Origin of the sequence: Bradyrhizobium sp. Mp19 (genome assembly GCF_029952935.1) — a bacterium.
In the GTDB taxonomy this organism is placed as follows: domain Bacteria; phylum Pseudomonadota; class Alphaproteobacteria; order Rhizobiales; family Xanthobacteraceae; genus Bradyrhizobium; species Bradyrhizobium elkanii.
In genome coordinates this window covers 73,785-90,897 of the sequence record NZ_JASAUT010000014.1, presented here as the reverse complement: position 1 = coordinate 90,897, position 17,113 = coordinate 73,785, and the positions used below count along the sequence as shown (strand labels likewise).

The 17,113-nt window shown below is 65.7% G+C and carries 18 protein-coding genes; 13 read left to right on the top strand and 5 right to left on the bottom strand.

Going from position 1 to position 17,113, the window contains the following annotated elements; all coding sequences use genetic code 11:
* Positions 1–210: 210 nt before the first annotated feature.
* The gene (locus QJT82_RS17980) at positions 211–735 is read left to right on the top strand and encodes a DUF6101 family protein (protein WP_028341082.1); all 525 of its coding nucleotides are present in this window, start codon (positions 211–213) and stop codon (positions 733–735) included.
* A gap of 307 nt (positions 736–1,042) precedes the next feature.
* Here QJT82_RS17980 and ubiA read toward each other — a convergent pair whose 3' ends face one another.
* Positions 1,043–1,975: a 4-hydroxybenzoate octaprenyltransferase gene (ubiA, locus tag QJT82_RS17975; RefSeq protein WP_028341083.1), complete on the bottom strand. Its 933-nt coding sequence runs from the start codon at positions 1,973–1,975 to the stop codon at positions 1,043–1,045.
* Between the two features lie 10 nt (positions 1,976–1,985).
* Positions 1,986–2,717 (bottom strand): hypothetical protein, encoded by a 732-nt coding sequence (locus tag QJT82_RS17970; RefSeq protein WP_028341084.1) that lies wholly within the window; start codon positions 2,715–2,717, stop codon positions 1,986–1,988.
* Positions 2,718–3,174: 457 nt separating this feature from the next.
* Between QJT82_RS17970 and QJT82_RS17965 the strand changes: the two genes are divergently transcribed.
* The 6 genes from QJT82_RS17965 (at position 3,175) to QJT82_RS17940 (ending at position 9,389) form a co-directional block, all read left to right on the top strand.
* Positions 3,175–3,924, top strand: coding sequence for a 16S rRNA (uracil(1498)-N(3))-methyltransferase (locus tag QJT82_RS17965; RefSeq protein ID WP_028341085.1), 750 nt, complete (start codon positions 3,175–3,177; stop codon positions 3,922–3,924).
* Positions 3,925–4,191: 267 nt separating this feature from the next.
* On the top strand, positions 4,192–5,358 hold the full coding sequence (locus QJT82_RS17960; protein WP_028341086.1) for an ATP phosphoribosyltransferase regulatory subunit: 1,167 nt from the start codon (positions 4,192–4,194) through the stop codon (positions 5,356–5,358).
* A complete protein-coding gene (hisG, locus tag QJT82_RS17955; RefSeq protein WP_028341087.1) occupies positions 5,355–6,332 on the top strand; it encodes an ATP phosphoribosyltransferase in 978 nt (325 codons plus the stop codon). The genes QJT82_RS17960 and hisG overlap by 4 nt, the downstream gene beginning before the upstream one ends.
* 141 nt (positions 6,333–6,473) lie before the next feature.
* Positions 6,474–7,520 carry a glycosyltransferase family 2 protein gene (locus tag QJT82_RS17950; protein WP_028341088.1) on the top strand — a complete coding sequence of 349 codons (1,047 nt, stop codon included), beginning with the start codon at positions 6,474–6,476 and terminating at the stop codon, positions 7,518–7,520.
* Positions 7,517–8,359, top strand: coding sequence for a ChbG/HpnK family deacetylase (locus tag QJT82_RS17945; RefSeq protein ID WP_028341089.1), 843 nt, complete (start codon positions 7,517–7,519; stop codon positions 8,357–8,359). Before QJT82_RS17950 ends, QJT82_RS17945 begins: the two co-directional genes overlap by 4 nt.
* A 181-nt stretch (positions 8,360–8,540) precedes the next feature.
* The gene (locus QJT82_RS17940; RefSeq protein WP_028341090.1) at positions 8,541–9,389 is read left to right on the top strand and encodes a DUF2076 domain-containing protein; all 849 of its coding nucleotides are present in this window, start codon (positions 8,541–8,543) and stop codon (positions 9,387–9,389) included.
* Positions 9,390–9,598: 209 nt separating this feature from the next.
* On the opposite strand, the gene QJT82_RS17935 is transcribed toward QJT82_RS17940, so the two are convergent.
* Entirely contained in the window at positions 9,599–10,408 is an 810-nt protein-coding gene (locus QJT82_RS17935) for a L,D-transpeptidase (RefSeq protein WP_028341091.1), read from the bottom strand.
* Between the two features lie 311 nt (positions 10,409–10,719).
* Between QJT82_RS17935 and QJT82_RS17930 the strand changes: the two genes are divergently transcribed.
* From QJT82_RS17930 to QJT82_RS17920, 3 genes are all read left to right on the top strand, one after another.
* Positions 10,720–11,496, top strand: coding sequence for a protein phosphatase CheZ (locus QJT82_RS17930; protein WP_028341092.1), 777 nt, complete (start codon positions 10,720–10,722; stop codon positions 11,494–11,496).
* Positions 11,497–12,086: 590 nt separating this feature from the next.
* Positions 12,087–12,566: a hypothetical protein gene (locus QJT82_RS17925; protein WP_245288728.1), complete on the top strand. Its 480-nt coding sequence runs from the start codon at positions 12,087–12,089 to the stop codon at positions 12,564–12,566.
* Positions 12,567–12,753: 187 nt separating this feature from the next.
* Positions 12,754–13,032 (top strand): hypothetical protein, encoded by a 279-nt coding sequence (locus tag QJT82_RS17920; RefSeq protein WP_155258526.1) that lies wholly within the window; start codon positions 12,754–12,756, stop codon positions 13,030–13,032.
* 258 nt (positions 13,033–13,290) lie between these two features.
* Here the strand turns inward: QJT82_RS17920 and QJT82_RS17915 are convergent, their stop codons facing one another.
* Positions 13,291–13,809, bottom strand: a complete 519-nt coding sequence (locus tag QJT82_RS17915; protein WP_028341094.1) for a hypothetical protein — start codon at positions 13,807–13,809, stop codon at positions 13,291–13,293.
* 317 nt (positions 13,810–14,126) lie between these two features.
* Between QJT82_RS17915 and QJT82_RS17910 the strand changes: the two genes are divergently transcribed.
* The 3 genes from QJT82_RS17910 (at position 14,127) to QJT82_RS17900 (ending at position 16,660) form a co-directional block, all read left to right on the top strand.
* A complete protein-coding gene (locus tag QJT82_RS17910) occupies positions 14,127–14,423 on the top strand; it encodes a co-chaperone GroES (protein WP_018269780.1) in 297 nt (98 codons plus the stop codon).
* A gap of 209 nt (positions 14,424–14,632) precedes the next feature.
* A complete protein-coding gene (groL, locus tag QJT82_RS17905; RefSeq protein ID WP_028341095.1) occupies positions 14,633–16,279 on the top strand; it encodes a chaperonin GroEL in 1,647 nt (548 codons plus the stop codon).
* Positions 16,280–16,369: 90 nt separating this feature from the next.
* Positions 16,370–16,660 carry a hypothetical protein gene (locus tag QJT82_RS17900; protein ID WP_028341096.1) on the top strand — a complete coding sequence of 97 codons (291 nt, stop codon included), beginning with the start codon at positions 16,370–16,372 and terminating at the stop codon, positions 16,658–16,660.
* Positions 16,661–16,691: 31 nt separating this feature from the next.
* On the opposite strand, the gene QJT82_RS17895 is transcribed toward QJT82_RS17900, so the two are convergent.
* Positions 16,692–17,060 (bottom strand): antibiotic biosynthesis monooxygenase family protein, encoded by a 369-nt coding sequence (locus tag QJT82_RS17895; RefSeq protein WP_028341097.1) that lies wholly within the window; start codon positions 17,058–17,060, stop codon positions 16,692–16,694.
* Positions 17,061–17,113: the final 53 nt, after the last annotated feature.

The window sequence follows — 17,113 nt, the reverse complement described above, 5'->3', positions numbered from 1 at the left end:
TTTCACAGGGATTTCAAGCACTTTGCGCCGGCAGGCAACAAAGATTTGAGTGATCGGGGCAAGGCTTCGTCAATCATGCGGGCCAACCTCTTGTCAATCATGGCACGAGGTGAGGAGGGATTAACCAGGCTTTTTAAGGGGGAACGGACATCGCTCGGCTAGGCTCTCACACAACGACCGGGAACAAAATCCCGGCGGGGAGACAGAGCTTTGAGGCGTCAAACACCAACAAGCGGAATCAATTCCGCCGGGTCGAGCTGCGCATTGCGGCTCGACCCTCTTTCCCTTCCGCTCAGCTTCCACGCGCAGGACGCGCGCGCGGATGGCGGCATGCGGCAGGTCGAGCTTCATCGCGAACATGTCGTGCTGCGCCGCGCCGTTCTCGGCATGCGGATGGCGGTCAATGTTCGCGTCAGCGACTTTCTCGGCGTCGCGGTGCGCGGGATCGACGACGCGCAGATGCTGGTGCTGGTTCACCGCGATCCCGCGCTCAGCATTCCGCTCGGCTCCAGTTCGGATGCCGAGGAGATCAGCTCCGCCTGGCAGATGTGGAGCGACATCTTCCGTCTCCCGCAACTGACCGAGCCGGCGCCGCGGACGCCCTCCCCGCGCCGCCGTCGCCGCAACGCGATCCGCGCGCGGAGGCCGAAATTCCTGGTCCGCCGCCGCGCGGGCTTCCGGCCCGATGGCACCAGCGTGCATCGCGGCGAACGCGAGATCATCGCGCGGGATTGAGTTCGCCACACTCAGCATTCCCTCCATCGCCGTCGTCCTGGCGAAAGCCAGGACCCATAACCACCGCATTCGGTGATGAACGGGATCGCGGCCCCAGCGTCGCGCAACAATTGTGATTTGGGGTAATGGGTCCTGGCTTTCGCCAGGACGACGATGAGGATGGGTCGACGATGAGGATGGGTTTCGATTCATCGTCTCACGCCACGCGGTGTCATCACCCGCGCATGCGTGACTTGTCGCACCTCTCGCCTTCATTTCGAGCTGCGTAGGATGGGTAGAGCGAAGCGAAACCCATCCTGCGAAGTCATCACGCCGCGCGCAGCACCGCGTCGACGACCAGGCTCGCGAACAGGATGAAGCCGGCGTCGCGGTTGGACTTGAAGATCCGCAGGCAGAGCGCGCCATCGCTGATGTCGAGCCGCCGGACCTGCCAGGCGAGATGCAGCGCGAACGCCGCTAGCCCAATCCAGGCCGGCCAGCGCGCCCCCGCGAGTGCGAATGCCACGCCGATCAAGAGCACGGCGAGACCATAGAAGATCACGAGCGCACGATGGGTGCGTGCACCGAACAGGCGCGCGGTGGATTTGACGCCGATCAGCGCATCATCCTCGGCGTCCTGATGGGCGTAGATGGTGTCGTAGGCGATCACCCAGGCGATCGATCCGGCGTAGAGCGCAATCGCGGCCAGATCGATGCGCGCGAGCGTCACCGCAAATCCCATCAGCGCGCCGTAGGAGAAGGCGAGGCCGAGCACGACCTGCGGCCACCAGGTGATCCGCTTCATGAACGGGTAGATCGCGACGATCAGAAGCGAGGCGATGCCGGTCATCACCGCGAAGCGGTTGAACTGCAGCAGCACGAGAAGCCCGATCAGCGCCTGCAGGACCATGAAGACCACCGCCTGCGTCACCGTAACCTGTCCGGCGGGGATCGGCCGCGACCGCGTGCGTTCGACCTTGGCGTCGAGATCGCGATCGGTGATGTCGTTCCAGGTGCAGCCGGCGCCGCGCATCACAAAGGCGCCAACGAAGAACAGCAGGACCACGAGCGGCAGCGAGCGCACGTCATGCGCGACGCCGGCGGCAAGCGCCGCCGACCACCAGCACGGCATCAACAGCAGCCAGGAGCCGATCGGCCGGTCGTAGCGCGCAAGCCGCAGATAGGGCCGCGACCAGACCGGCGCATGGGTATCCACCCAGTTGCCTGTGGAATCGGCAACGCGGGTGGAGACGTCGCTCATGGGTGATCCATCAACGGGTGAGGACGTTGCCGTTCAGCGTATCGAAGGTGCTGCCGCCCTTCTTGGTCGGCGTCGCTTCCGGCAGCGAGGCGGACGAGCCGAGCACGTCGCTCAAGCTCGGCCCCGCAGGCCCACGCGGCTGCGCCGCCGCCTGCTCAGCGACATTGCAGACCTTCTTCAGCAGCGCTTCGGTATTCTTGTGCCCGGCCTTGAGCTGGTCGGCGATCTGCGGCGGAATTCCGCACTTCTGCGCGTTGGTGTCGACATATTTGATCATCTTGATCTCGGCCTGGCTGTAATTGCCGATCAGCTTGCAGGCCTCCTGGGGGCTGGCGTGGCGATCGCTCGCCGCCTTGATCGCCTTGCCGCGCTTCTCCGCATCCTCACGCAGCGGCGTGAAATTCTTCATGCAGGCGTCGGCGGCACCACCACCCGCACCCGGCGGGGGCGGCGACGACACCCCGCCGCCGGCGATGGGGGCCGCGCCACTGCTCGGAAATGCCGACGGCGTGGCACCGACCCTGGCCGCCGGCGCGCCGTTGACCGGCGGGAATGCGGAATCCGAGGCGGTTCCGGCCTGGCTTGGACGCATGCCATTGACCGGCGGAAACGCGGGGTCGGACGCGGTGCCGGCCTTACCGGCCTGATTGGGCAACGGGGCCGGAAAGGCGCTCTGCGCGGCGGCTTGCCCCACGGACAGGGCGGTCGCGGCAACGGTCAGCACGATCAGTCGGCGGATCATCGAGGGTGTTTCTCCGGCAAAAGGTCCAGGCAACCCCAGCGCAACAAAAACGAAGCAACGAATTTTGGGGGCGTTTTACGATTCCTGTGAGGCCTTAACAACCCGTCGATTTGGGCGACAGCGCGGCGTAGGGCCACACCGGCCACATTAAATTGTTCCCCGATTCTAAGCCTTTAGGCTACGAACGGCGGTAAAACCGGACCATCAAATTTGCCTGAACGCGATTTTCGGCAAGGCCTCAGTTTGGATTAACGGCCCGATTGCCGCGCACGGGCGACCGAAAAGCAAAAGGGGCTGCGTGCAAGCGGCCCCTTTGGACTAAAGAAATGACTTGGTGACTGAAGCAATATATCGACGCCTCCTTACTACCCGGCCGGCGAGTTCCTGACGAGTCCGCGGGACTACGGTGTCGCATAGTTTGGTAAACCTGCCACACCGCAATGAAGCCGCCTCGGACATGCCTGAACACGATTTCCGCAGCCCCCGCCTGTTTGTCGATGCCCCGCTCGGCGCCGGCGCAACCGTTCCGCTCGCACGCGATCAGAGCAACTATCTCGGCAACGTGCTGCGGCTTAACGCCGGCGACAGCGTGCTGGTGTTCAACGGCCGTGACGGCGAATGGCGCGCGGAGATTTCCGGCCGCAAGCGGGCCGACATGCTGACGGTATCAGCGCAGACCCGCGCGCAGGACCGCCTGCCCGATGTCACCTATGTGTTCGCGCCGCTGAAGCATGCGCGGCTCGACTACATGGTGCAGAAGGCGGTCGAGATGGGCGCCGCGCGGCTGGTGCCGGTGCTGACACGCTTCACCCAGGTGTCGCGGGTCAACGGCGAGCGGATGCGCGCCAATGTGGTCGAGGCGGCCGAGCAATGCGGCATCATCTCGCTCGCCGAGGTCGCCGATCCCCTCCCCCTCGAACGTTTCCTGGCGGGGCGCGATCAGGCGCGGTTGCTGGTGTTCTGCGACGAGGCCGCCGAGGTCGAAAGCCCGGTGCGGGCGCTACAGGCGGCAACGGCCGCGAATGCCGGGATCGATGTCCTGATCGGCCCGGAAGGCGGCTTCGCCGAGGAAGAGCGCGCGCTGCTGCTGCGCCAGCCCGCCATCCTCCGCCTCGCCCTCGGCCCGCGCATCCTGCGCGCCGACACCGCCGCCGTCGCGGCGCTGGCACTGGTGCAAGCCGCACTGGGGGATTGGCGCGCTGCGTAGCCCGGATGAAGCGAAGCGCAATCCGGGAAAGCCTGTCGGCGGCGCGAGATGCCCCGGATTTCGCTGCGCTTCATCCGGGCTACGGCCACCCGGTTGTGGGGAACATCTGCCCCTAGCCAAGCCGTCGCAAAATCGTTAACGAACCCAATCATTAAGCCACTTGGCCGATCCCTGTCGAAAGCATGGGCCGACCGTGCTAAGGGCTCCGCAAACACCACCCATGGAACCCGCTCTGGAACGCGATTTCGGAACGAATTGGACGTCGAGATGACCGAAGCTGCCGCACCACGATCCGCCGCCGGATCCGCCGTCTGGGCGGATGCGCTGCTGGCCTCGTTCGCGCAGGCCGGCTATCAGAGGTCCGAGCCCGCGATCCTGCAACCGGCCGAGCCGTTCCTCGACCTCTCCGGCGAGGACATCCGCAAGAGCCTGTATCTGACGACGGACCCGGGCGGCGAGGAGCTCTGCCTGCGCCCGGACCTCACGATCCCGGTGGCGCGCGACTACCTCGCCTCCGCCCGCGCCGGCCAGCCCGCCGGCTTCAGCTATCTCGGTCCGGTGTTCCGCTATCGCGGCGGTGCGCCGAGCCAGTTCCTGCAGGCCGGCATCGAATCGTTCGGGCGGCAGGACCGCGCCGCGGCCGACGCCGAGATGCTGGCGCTAGCGCTGGAGGCGACCACGGCGTTCGGGTTGAACGACGTCGAGATCCGCACCGGCGACGTCGCGCTGTTCAACGCGCTGATCGATGCGCTCGACCTCTATCCGGTGTGGCGGCGCCGGCTGATCAAGGACTTCAACCGCAAGGTCTCGCTGACCGACGACATCGAGCAGCTGACGCTCAAGACCGCGCCGGGCCGCAACGAATATGAGGGCGTGCTCGCGGCGCTGGCCGGCTCCGACCGCAAGGCGGCGCTGGCGCTGGTCACCGATCTGATGTCGATCGCCGGCACCACCAATGTCGGCGGCCGCACGGTCGCCGAGATCGCCGACCGTTTCCTCGAGCAATCGACACTGAAGGGCGGCGCGCTGCCGCGCGACGCGGTCGCGACCATCAAGCGCTTCCTGGCGATCGCGGGCGATCCCGACGACGCGGTCGCGCAACTGCGCGCGCTTGCCTCCGACGCCAAGCTCAACCTTGCCGGCGCGATCGACCAGCTCGAGAGCCGGATCGGCTTCATGGCCGCGCGCGGCATCGACATCCGAAAGACCCGGTTCTCCACCGCGTTCGGCCGCGGCCTCGACTACTACACCGGCTTCGAGTTCGAACTGCACGCCAAGGGCAACGGCGCCGAACCGCTGGTCGCCGGCGGGCGCTATGACGGGCTGATGACGCAGCTCGGCTCGGCGAGCCCGATCCCAGCGGTCGGCTTCTCGGTCTGGATCGAGGCGATGACCCGGCATGGCCAGGCCACCTCCTTCGGAGGCGCCCAGTGAGCACGCCCTTTGTCGTCGCCGTTCCCTCAAAGGGGCGGCTGCAGGAAAACGCCGAAAGCTTCTTCGCCCGCGCCGGGCTGACCTTGTCGAAGGCCGGCGGCGCCCGCGACTATCGCGGCACCATCGCCGGCGTCGACAATGTCGAGATCGCCTATCTCTCGGCGAGCGAGATCGCGGCCAATCTGGCTCGCGGCTCGGTGCATCTCGGCGTCACCGGCGAGGACCTGGTGCGCGAGAGCATTCCCGATGCCGACAAGCGCGTGCTGATGATCGAAGGCCTCGGCTTCGGCTATGCCAATGTCGTGGTCGCGGTGCCGCAGGCCTGGATCGACGTCCGCACCATGGCCGATCTCGATGACGTCGCCTCCGGCTTCCGCGAGCAGCACAATCACCGCATGCGGGTGGCGACCAAATACATCAATCTGACGCGCGGCTTCTTTGCCAGGCACGGCGTCGGCGACTACCGCATCGTGGAAAGCGCCGGCGCCACCGAGGGCGCGCCCGCCGCCGGCACCGCCGAACTGATCGTCGACATCACGACGACAGGGGCGACGCTCACCGCCAACGGGCTCAAGGTGCTCGACGACGGCGTCATGCTGCGCAGCCAGGCCAACCTCGTTGCGTCGCGGGATGCCGACTGGTCGACCGGAGCCCGCGAGACCGCGCGCGTTATCCTCGACCACATCGCGGCGCGCGCCCGCGCCAGCAAGTATCGCGAGGTCCGCACCCGCTTCGCCGGCTGCAACGATGCGCTGCTGTCGGAGGCGCATAACTGTTTCGGCGTCGTCGCCCCGTTCGGCGGCCCGACCTCGTCGGGCATGCTTACGCTGCACTGCCCACCGGGCAAGCTCTACGCGCTCGGCAGCTTCCTGCGCGAGCACGGCGCCGAAACCGTGTCGGTGGTGTCGCTGGACTATGTGTTCGATCGCGAGAACCCGCTGTTCGCCCGGCTTGAGGCGTTCCTGCGACAATGAGGCGGCCGCGCCGTTCATGTTGGCGACAGCTACCCTGCGGTACCATATTGTGTTCGAGGGATCTCTCGTTTTGACGCGTTTTCCTTGCGCGAGGCGGAAGGCCACTTCGCTCGAAAACGCTCTAGTTCCGGAACCTGATCGATGATGCTGGGCTCTGACGTTTCCAGCCTGACCACGACCGCCAAGACCGCCGCCGGGCAGGGTCTGTCGATCGTCGTGCCCGTCTACAACGAGGCGGCCGGGCTTGCGGCGCTGCATGAGCGGCTGGTCAGCCTCGCCAGGACGCTGCGCGCCCGCTACGGCCTCGCCTGCGAGGTGATCTATGTCGATGACGGCAGCGCGGACAACACGCTGACGATCGCGCGCGGCCTGCCCGCCGACGGGCTCGACCTGCAGGTGGTGTCGCTGTCGCGCAATTTCGGCAAGGAGGCGGCGCTGATGGCCGGCCTCGACCACGCCCGCCGCGGCGCGGTGCTGTTCATGGATGGTGACGGCCAGCATCCGCCGACGCTCGTGGAGCAATTGGTCGCGCACTGGATCGATGACGGCTACGACGTGGTCTACACGGCGAAGGCGCATCGCGACAATGAATCGGCCGCGCGGCGGCTGGCCGTGCGCGGCTTCTACGCGCTGATCAATTGGGGCGCCCGGCAGCAGATCCCGGAGGATGCCGGCGACTTCCGCCTGCTGTCGCCGCGCGCGGCCGCGGCCCTGCGGCAATTGCCGGAGCGCAACCGCTTCTTCAAGGGCCTCGCCAGCTGGATCGGCTTCAGGCAGATCCGCGTCGACTACGAGCCGGCGCCGCGCGCGCACGGCGTCACCACCTTCAATGCCGGCCGGCTGATCGGCCTGTCGATCGAGGGCCTGACCTCGTTCTCGGTGGCGCCGCTGCGCTTTGCCAGCCTGCTCGGCGCGCTGCTCGCCGGTGCGGCCTTCCTGTTCGGCCTCTCGATCCTGTGGGAAGTGTTGACCACCGGCAAGCAGGTCCCCGGCTATCCGTCGCTGATGATCGGCATGATGACGATCGGCGGCGTGCAGCTGATCATGATCGGCATCGTCGGCGAATATATCGGCAAGATCCTCTCCGAGCTGAAGGCGCGGCCGATCTACTTCGTCGCCGAGCACACCGAGAAGCACGCCGACGGCGGCGCGGCGCAAAATGCCTCCGAGCGGACCGCCGCGGAATGAACACCGATACGCCGCGCCGGATCTGGCTGTGTGCTGACGACTATGGCTTGAGCGACGGCGTCAACCGCGCGATCCGCGATCTGATCGAGCGCGGGCGCCTCAATGCGACGTCGGTGATGATGGTGACGCCGGCGATCGGCCGCGATGCAGCTGCCGCGCTCACGGCGTCGGTGGCGAACAGCCCGCGCTGCGCGATCGGGCTGCATGTGACGCTGACCGCGCCGTTCCGGCCGCTGACGATGCATTTCCGCCCGCTTGACGGCGACATGTTCCTGCCCTTCCCACGGCTGCTGCGCGCCGGGTTGATGCACCGGCTCGACGCCGAACTGGTCCATGCCGAGGTGCTGGCGCAGCTCGACGCCTTCCATGATCTGTTCGGCCGCGCACCTGACTTCGTCGACGGCCACCAGCACGCGCAGCTGTTCCCGCAGGTGCGCGACGGCTTCCTGCGCGCCGTGAAGGAGCGCGCGCCCGATGCCTGGGTGCGGCAGTGCGGACGCGAAGGCCCGCTGGCGCGCCAGCTGGCGGCGCCGAAGGCGCTGGTGCTGAACGTGCTCAGCACGCAATTCCGGATCAAGGCACAGCGAGCGGGCCTGCGGTTCAATCCGGCCTTCGCCGGCGCCTATGATTTCACGCGCGGCAATGATTTCGCGGCGCTGATGGAGGGCTTCCTCGACGGCATGCCGGAGGACGGGCTCGTGATGTGCCATCCCGGTTTCGTCGACGAAACGCTGAAGAGCCTCGACCCGCTGACGACGCAGCGCGAGACCGAGCATGCCTATCTGGCAGGCGACGATTTCCCCGCGCTGCTGGCCCTGAATAAAGTTACACTGGCCTGAACCGGTCCCCACCCCGCATCAAGTGCCGGGCAGGCTTCGCTCGAAAACGCTTTGAGGTTCGCGAAAAGCCGCCGGTCGTATTGTCGCATACATAAATTTAATTCTGGCCCCCACTCCTTGCGCCACAAACCCAGTCCTACATCCCGGACGCGCCGATTCGATCGGCGCGATGGAGAACGCCATGACACCGCAAGAACGCCAACTGATCGACGATCTCTTCGACCGGCTCGCCAAGCTGGAGAATGCCCCGCGCGACGGCGAGGCCATGTCCGCGATCGTGCAGGGCCTGCGCGGCGCGCCTAATGCGGTCTACGCGCTGGTGCAGACCGCGCTGGTTCAGGACGAGGCGCTGAAGCGCGCCCATGACCGGATCCAGGAACTCGAGGCCGCGGTCGGCCAGCAGCAGGGAGCCCAGCAGCAGGGCGGCGGTTTCCTCGATTCGATGCGCGATGCGATCTTCGGCGGACAGGGCCAGCAGCATGGTTCGGTGCCGCCGGTGCGGGCGCCCGACATGGGCGGCCGCGATCCGGGCGGCCGCCCGGTCTGGAACTCGGGCCAGGCGATGCAGCAGGCCGGCGGCGGCCAGCCCTACGGCCAGCCGCCACAGCAATACGGTCAGCCTTACGGCGGCCCGCAGCCGCCGGCGTTCGGCGGTGGCGCTCCCGGTGGCGGCGGCGGTTCGTTCCTCGGCACCGCAGCGGCGGCCGCGGCCGGCGTGGTCGGCGGCGGACTGTTGCTCTCCAGCATCCGCGGCATGATGGGTGGCGGCAGCCACCAGTCGCTGGCCGATGCCGGCAGCCTCGGCGGCGGGTCGCGTCCTTGGGGCGGCGACCAGTCGTCGAGCGACTTGGCGCGTGACGCCGGGATCAACGATGTCGGCTCCAACCGCGACAGCGGCTCGCGCGCCGGCGCGTTCGACCAGGCGCAGGCCGACCGGGACAGTGACGATGATCAAGACGCCGACGACTTCGACAATGATGACGACGGCTTCGATGGTGGCGGCGACGGCGACGACAGCAACTACGCGTAAACGCGATCGCTGAAACGACAACGGCCGCTCCAATCGAGCGGCCGTTTTGATTCCGTCGTCCCGGCGAAAGCCGGGACCCATAACCACAACCGTGCGGGATTTGACACGGCTGGGGCTACAGCTTCTCTCAGTAACAACCGCCTGTGGTTATGGATCTCGGCTTTCGCCGGGACGACACCATGTTTGGGGCAGCTGCTTCAAAACCAACCTCACATCACCACGACCTTAGCCCCGACATTGACGCGGCCGTAGAGGTCGATGACGTCCTCGTTGCGCATCCGGATGCAGCCGGACGAGACGTTGGTGCCGATCGTCCAGGGCTCGTTGGAGCCGTGGATGCGGTAGAGCGAAGAGCCCAGATACATCGCGCGGGCGCCGAGCGGATTCTCCGGGCCGCCTTCCATGTGCCGCGGCAGGTCGGGACGGCGCGCCAGCATTTCCGGCGGCGGCGTCCAGGCCGGCCACTCCTTCTTCGCCGAGATCGTCTTCACGCCGGCCCAGGTGAAGCCGGGCCGGCCGACGCCGATGCCGTAGCGCAGCGCGCGGCCGTCGCCCTGCACCAGATAGAGAAACTTGTTCGGCGTATCGACGACGATGGTGCCGGCGCCTTCCTTGCCGGAATAGTCGACCAGCTGCTTTTCGTATCTCGGATCGAACGGACGCTGCGCCGGGTCGCCCGCGGCCTCTTCCTGCTGCCGGAGCATCTGCTGCTGCTGCGGATCCATCGGGGGCAGCTGACGGTTGCCGTAATAGCCGGGCTGCTGCTGATACATCGGCTGCGGCGAATAACCCTGCGACGACGGCGCATCGCCGAACAGGAATTCGATGAAGCCGCCGCCCATGTTGGAGCGCTGCGGCTGCACATAGGCGGTGCGCATCGGCGGCTGTGGAGCGCCCTGATTGGCATAGATGACGGCGGGCTCGGCGGGCGCTGCCGCGTCGATCGCCATGGCGTGATGGGGAACGGCAATAAGAGAAGACGCGCCGGCGAGCAGCGCAAGCGTGGTTTTCCTGAACATCGACGTACTCTGTACTGGTTTCGTCGTGACGTGATGCGCGAGGGCGCCGACTTTGCGCCATTGCACGTGGTCAATAGGCAATGAAAACCGCATCGGTTTGGTAAACGGATCGGCCGTTTCGATTCACCACGTCGGCAATGGAGCGCGGTTTTCCCTGACAGCGTTTATTTTGCGTGAACGGCGCGGCGACATGGTTAATCGCCGGTATCGCCGCGATTGCGCGCTATCCGCGCAAACAGTTCCGGCGTGAACCTGACGTTAAATCCGCTCCGTCTAGAACGGACTTCAGTGAAGGGGCGGGAATGAAAATCATGTCAGTGAAGCGCAAGCGTTTTCGTGTCGAGCAGGCGATGGGCGAGGTTGTGATGCCGGAGCCGGATGTTTCCAGCGGCGCCGATCTCGGTCCGATGCATCGCGAGATCATGGCCGAGCTTCGCTCGATCCGCGCCCAGATGGCCGCAGCGCCGGCACAGCGCACCGGCGACAGCGTCGATGCCGCGGTCGCCCGCGAAGTCGCCGAGACCCACGCACTGCTCGAGACCTACCGCGCGCAGGTCGAACAGTGCGAGAAGCTCAAGGTCGAGCTCGACCTGATCCACGACGCGATCAGCCGCACCAAGCGCGAGATCGCCGTGCTGCACGGCAAGAGCTTCAACGGCGAGGAGATGGCCAAGGTCAATGGCGAACTCGGCGCCGTGGTCGGCGGCACCGAACAGGCGACCCAGCAGATCCTCGAGGCGGTGGAGGCGATCGACCAGGCCGCGAGCGCGCTCGCGAACAACGTCACGCCCGACCAGCAGAAGCGGCTCAGCGAAGATATTCAGGAGCGCGTGGTCTCGATCTTCGAGGCCTGCAACTTCCAGGACCTCACCGGCCAGCGCATCAGCAAGGTGATGCAGACGATGAAGTTCATCGAACAGCACATCAACGAGATGATGAACATCTGGGGCGGCGTCGACGCCATCAAGTCGCACGTGCCGGCGATCGTCGACACGCGCGAGGGCGATGCCCGCCTGCTCAACGGCCCGAAGCTCGACGGCGACGCCGGCCACGCCTCGCAGGACGACATCGACGCGATGTTCAACTGAGCTTTGTCTGATCAAACGAAAAACGCCGGCCCGAGGGCCGGCGGTTTTGTTTGAAGCATGGCTCAGCACGGCGTCAAGCGGGTATCATCCGCAAGACCGCTCCGTGGCGTGCATGATCGTCACCAAATGTCCCATGCGAAGACTTCAGGGCCTTTGACATGGATCAAGTCTTGTCGAGGCGAGCGAGAACCGAGGCAGAGCCGCTCTCGACCGCATGCAGTTTGTGCCAATGCTGCAGTTGGAAATTGACTGGTAGATCTGGCGTCGCTGACGCATAATGTGCATGAGGGAAATTCGTCATGCGCATGCCGGGAGCCAACATTGGGTGCCGGTTGCATCGGACTTCCGGAGTGAATCCGGTCGCCCCCGAACGGGGATTTGTGCGTCCGCTCAACACACAGTCACAATTCTGCAGCCGCTCGCTGCACGCATCACAAGAACTCAGGCTCGCTGTTCGCAGACGCTGCGTGAGCACCATACCGTCCTTGACGCCGTGACGGTCAGCGGCGGGCTCAATTCATTCGCGCGCATTGCGCCTTGTATCACTGATTGGGGGGAGCCACTGGAGTACTCAACACTGGAGATTGAACATGACGCAAGGAATTGTCAGGAATACTGCAATTGCGCTCTCGACTTTCGCTTGTGCGACACTGTTCTCCGTCACCTGGTCTGAGCAGGGCGGCATTTCGGCTTCGGTCGAAAGCGCCCAGGCGCGTGTGGGCCGACCGCTGACGCCCGTGAGCGTCGCGGGCGTTGCGCGTCGCCAAACCCGGCGCGCCGCGTACGGATACGGGGTTGGCGCGGGTGTCGCCGCTACGGCAGCCGTCGCCGCAGCGGCCGCTACCGCGCCGGCCTATTCCGGCTGGGGCACAAACGATTGGACCAATTCGTATGCCGCCCAGACGGATCCCTACTTTGGCCAGCCCTACTATCCGGCACGAGCCTACCAAAGGATCAGTCCGTATTACGGATACGCCGGATGGACGGAGTACAAGGCAGCTAATGGCATCGGCTGCGAACCTGGCACGATGACGAAGATGGCTGACGGCCGCATGTACGTCTGCCAGTGACGTCGGCGCAACGGCGCTCCAGGAGGGCGGCTCGTTGAGCCGTCCTCATCTTGATGAGGCAAATCGATCTCACGGAGCGACGGGTCGCGCCCGCCGTTGATCTACGTCAACGTCACCTCCCCCTTGCCGCTGAAGATAACCTTGGGCCGCATCTGAAGCGGCGCCATCACCTTTCGGTTCGCGTGCGATGAGGAGGATCACCATGCGTCGGACGAACATTCTCTCGACCAGGTCCGTGACGCTTGCGGGCGTTGCGGCGAGCCTCATGTTGGGGATCGCCGGTGTCGCCGTCAGTTCAGCACCGGCCAAGGCCGTGGTTTACTGCACCTATGTCGGTTATCCGCAGGGTTGCGTGGCGAGGGCGGGCGTCGTGCTCAGGCCGCGTCCGGTGGCGCGCGCCGCGGTCCGTCACAATGCGGGCGGCAACCTGAATGGCGGCGTCAATCGGGTTGGCGTGCGGCGATAAGACCGTTGTTTGCGGGTCACGACTTTCAAACGGGAGGAGGCCTCGCGGCCGCCGTCCTGTCGAGGGCCGATGCTTCGCATCCGCTATGGCGCGCCGGATGAATGGGTGTCGCCGCACACGCGGATCGCGAGAGGATCACTCGCGAAGAGAGACCCCTCACCCGGATTGCATCTGGCGATGCAAGCCGACCTCTCCCACAGGGGGAGAGGTGCGCCGACTGTGCGGCCCTATGTCGGCAGATAGCTCGAAGTCCCGCCGTTACGCCCTCGGGGCGCAGCGGACATAGACCATGTTGCCGTAGCGGACCCCGGCGTCCTTGTCGACGAAGCGGGTGATCATGACGCGGCCGTCGAACGAAACGATCTCGCGGTCCTGCTCGCCGGGCGTCGGTCCTGGCGGGCCGATATAGTTCTTGCCGCTCGGGGAACCCTTCAGCCGCAGTTCCTGCGGGGTGGCCTGGTCGGCCAGATGCATGATGACGCCGCCGTTCTGGCCGGCGCCGATCACGTAAGGCTGCTTGCACTGGCCGCGCGCGGCGGCCTCGGTGCGGGCGCGGTCGGCGGGATTCTGGAACGAGGCGAGACCCCAGCGGCCGACGATCTCGTCGGCGCGGATGCTTGCGGGCATTTCGGGGGCTACGCCCGGCTCGGCTGGCGCCGGCTCAGGATTCGACGACAACGACGGCAGGCTCATGCTGCCGCACGCCCCCAAGAGTGTCGTCAGCGCCGAAACAGCCGCGAACCGTGCGACCAATCGCGCGTTGAGTGACCTGATCATATGCATCCCCCGACTATGTCCCGGCCGCACCCGTCCTGCAGCCAAGCGTAAAACTTAAGGCGGAGCAATGACGTCTGACAAAATTACGTCATCGCTACGATTTGGTTTCTGGTCCACCATCCTATATTGGCCTCACCAAGGCCTTAACCCGTTTGCTTGACAGAAACTGCGCCAAGCCATATTTCCCGGCCCACAATTAGCACTCTCGCACCACGATTGCTAAGAGCGCCGGGCGTCCTGCCCTGCGCCGACCGGCCGGCATCCAACGCCGGTCCCGATGAACCGGACCTGAAACCGAGCCTCCAAGAGGGAACGTCATGGCTAAATCCACCTTCCGCCCCCTGCACGACCGCGTCGTGGTCAAGCGTATCGATGCCGAGGAGAAGTCCAAGGGCGGCATCATCATTCCCGACTCGGCCAAGGAGAAGCCGTCCCAGGGCGAGATCGTCGCCGTCGGCCCGGGTGGCCGCGACGAGGCCGGCAAGCTGATCCCGATCGACCTCAAGGTCGGCGACCGCGTGCTGTTCGGCAAATGGTCGGGCACCGAGGTCAAGCTCGACAACCAGGAACTCCTGATCATGAAGGAGTCCGACATCATGGGCGTGCTGGCGTAACGCCTTGGACTCCGAGGGCCGCCGCGCCCTCCGCTGTCATGCCCGGGCAGAAGCGCGTCTTCGCGCTAGATGACCCGGGCATCCATCAATCTTCTGAAGCGATGGATTGCCGGGTCATCTGGCACGAAGACGCACTTCGTGCTTTCGCCCGGCAATGACGAGAAAAACGAGCGACAAGCAATCCACAGACATTCCAGGAGTTCAAATCAATGGCTGCCAAGGACGTAAAATTCGCCGGAGAGGCCCGCGACCGCATGCTGCGCGGTGTCGACGTGCTCGCCAACGCCGTGAAGGTGACGCTCGGCCCGAAGGGCCGCAACGTCGTCATCGAGAAGAGCTTCGGCGCTCCCCGCATCACCAAGGACGGCGTCACCGTCGCCAAGGAGATCGAGCTCGACGACAAGTTCGAGAACATGGGCGCGCAGATGCTGCGCGAGGTCGCTTCCAAGACCAACGACACCGCCGGTGACGGCACCACCACCGCGACCGTGCTGGCGCAGGCCATCGTCCGCGAGGGCGCCAAGTCGGTCGCCGCCGGCATGAACCCGATGGACCTGAAGCGCGGCATCGACACCGCGGTCGCGGCCGTGATCAAGGACATCGAGAAGCGCGCCAAGCCGGTCGCCTCCTCGTCCGAAGTCGCCCAGGTCGGCACCATCTCGGCCAATGGCGATGCCGCGATCGGCAAGATGATCGCGCAGGCGATGCAGAAGGTCGGCAACGAGGGCGTGATCACCGTCGAGGAGAACAAGTCGCTCGAGACCGAGGTCGACATCGTCGAGGGCATGAAGTTCGACCGCGGCTACCTCAGCCCCTACTTCATCACCAACGCCGAGAAGATGACCGCCGAGCTCGAGGATGCCTACATCCTGCTGCACGAGAAGAAGCTGTCCGGCCTGCAGTCCATGCTGCCGGTGCTGGAAGCCGTGGTGCAGTCGGGCCGCCCGCTGCTGATCCTCGCCGAGGACGTCGAGGGCGAGGCGCTGGCGACCCTGGTCGTCAACCGCCTGCGCGGCGGGCTCAAGGTCGCCGCCGTCAAGGCGCCGGGCTTCGGCGATCGCCGCAAGGCGATGCTGGAGGACATCGCGATCCTGACCGGTGGTCAGCTGATCTCCGACGACCTCGGCATGAAGCTCGAGAGCGTCACGATCAACATGCTCGGCCGCGCCGGCAAGATCGTGATCGACAAGGAGAACACCACGATCGTCAAGGGCGCCGGCAAGAAGAAGGACATCGACGCCCGCGTTGGCCAGATCAAGGCGCAGATCGAGGAGACCACCTCGGACTACGACCGTGAGAAGCTGCAGGAGCGCCTCGCCAAGCTCGCCGGCGGCGTTGCCGTCATCAAGGTCGGCGGCGCGACCGAGGTCGAGGTCAAGGAGAAGAAGGACCGTGTCGAGGACGCGCTGAACGCGACCCGCGCCGCGGTGCAGGAAGGCATCGTGCCGGGCGGCGGCGTCGCGCTGCTGCGCGCCAAGAAGGCGGTCGGCCGGCTCACCAACCCGAATGCCGACGTCCAGGCCGGCATCAACATCGTGCTCAAGGCGCTCGAAGCTCCGGTCCGCCAGATCTCGGAGAACGCCGGTGTCGAGGGCTCGATCGTGGTCGGCAAGATCCTCGAAAACAAGTCGGAGACCTTCGGCTTCGACGCGCAGACCGAGGACTATGTCGACATGGTCGACAAGGGCATCATCGACCCCGCCAAGGTGGTGCGCACCGCCTTGCAGGACGCCTCCTCCGTGGCCGGCCTGCTCGTGACCACGGAAGCCATGGTCGCCGAACTGCCGAAGGACGCGGCGCCGGCAATGCCGGGCGGCGGCATGGGTGGTGGAATGGGCGGCATGGGCGGCTTCTAAGCCTCCCACATCCCCATCGAGATCGAAGGCCGCCTCCGGGCGGCCTTCTTTTTTGCAGTTTGATTACGATCGGGATGCAAGGATCATCGCATGTCCCGCGACGCCAAATCACTGACGTCGACGCTCGTGCTGTTCTACGCGATCGGCACGTTGCTCGCGGTCGGCGCCTATGCCCTGGACAGCATCGATGGTCTTGCGGTCGTCTTGACGTTCTGGCTCAGGCAAACGCTGACGTTCGTCGTCCTCGGCGCGGGCTATGGGCTCTATTACGTCATTTCCGGTTCTGCCGGTCATCGTCCAAAAGCGCCGCTGCGATTTCTGGACATATCGTTTCTGGCCGCTGCCGCCACGCTCGGGGCTGGCATGCTCGTGCACAGCTGACCGATCCTTGACGCGACAGCCTGACAGTCCGTTACGCGACGCACACGCCCGGGATCGCCACCTTCTGGAACAGGTGCGGCGAGGCCACCGCCGAGGCGGGATAGGCCGAGAGCTTGGCCCTGAACTCGGGGTTCATGAAGGCGGCGCGGAAGGCGGCGGTCGATTCCCAGACCGCGTAGTTCAGATAGGCCGGGCTCTCGCCGATCGCGCGGTGCAGCTGGGTCGAGATGAAACCCGGCTGCCGCTTCATGATGGCGGCGTCGTCCTGCCAGGCCTTGAGAAAGGTGTCCTCGTCGGCCGCATCGAGCGTGAAGAGGTTGACGAGCACCACATTGGTGGCCTCGACCGCGAGCTGGCGGTCGATCGGGAAAGCGGGGTCCAGGGGGCGCATCTGCGGCATGGTTGGCTCCGTTCGATATGGTGTTATGATGTCATTCCGTTATGATGGATACA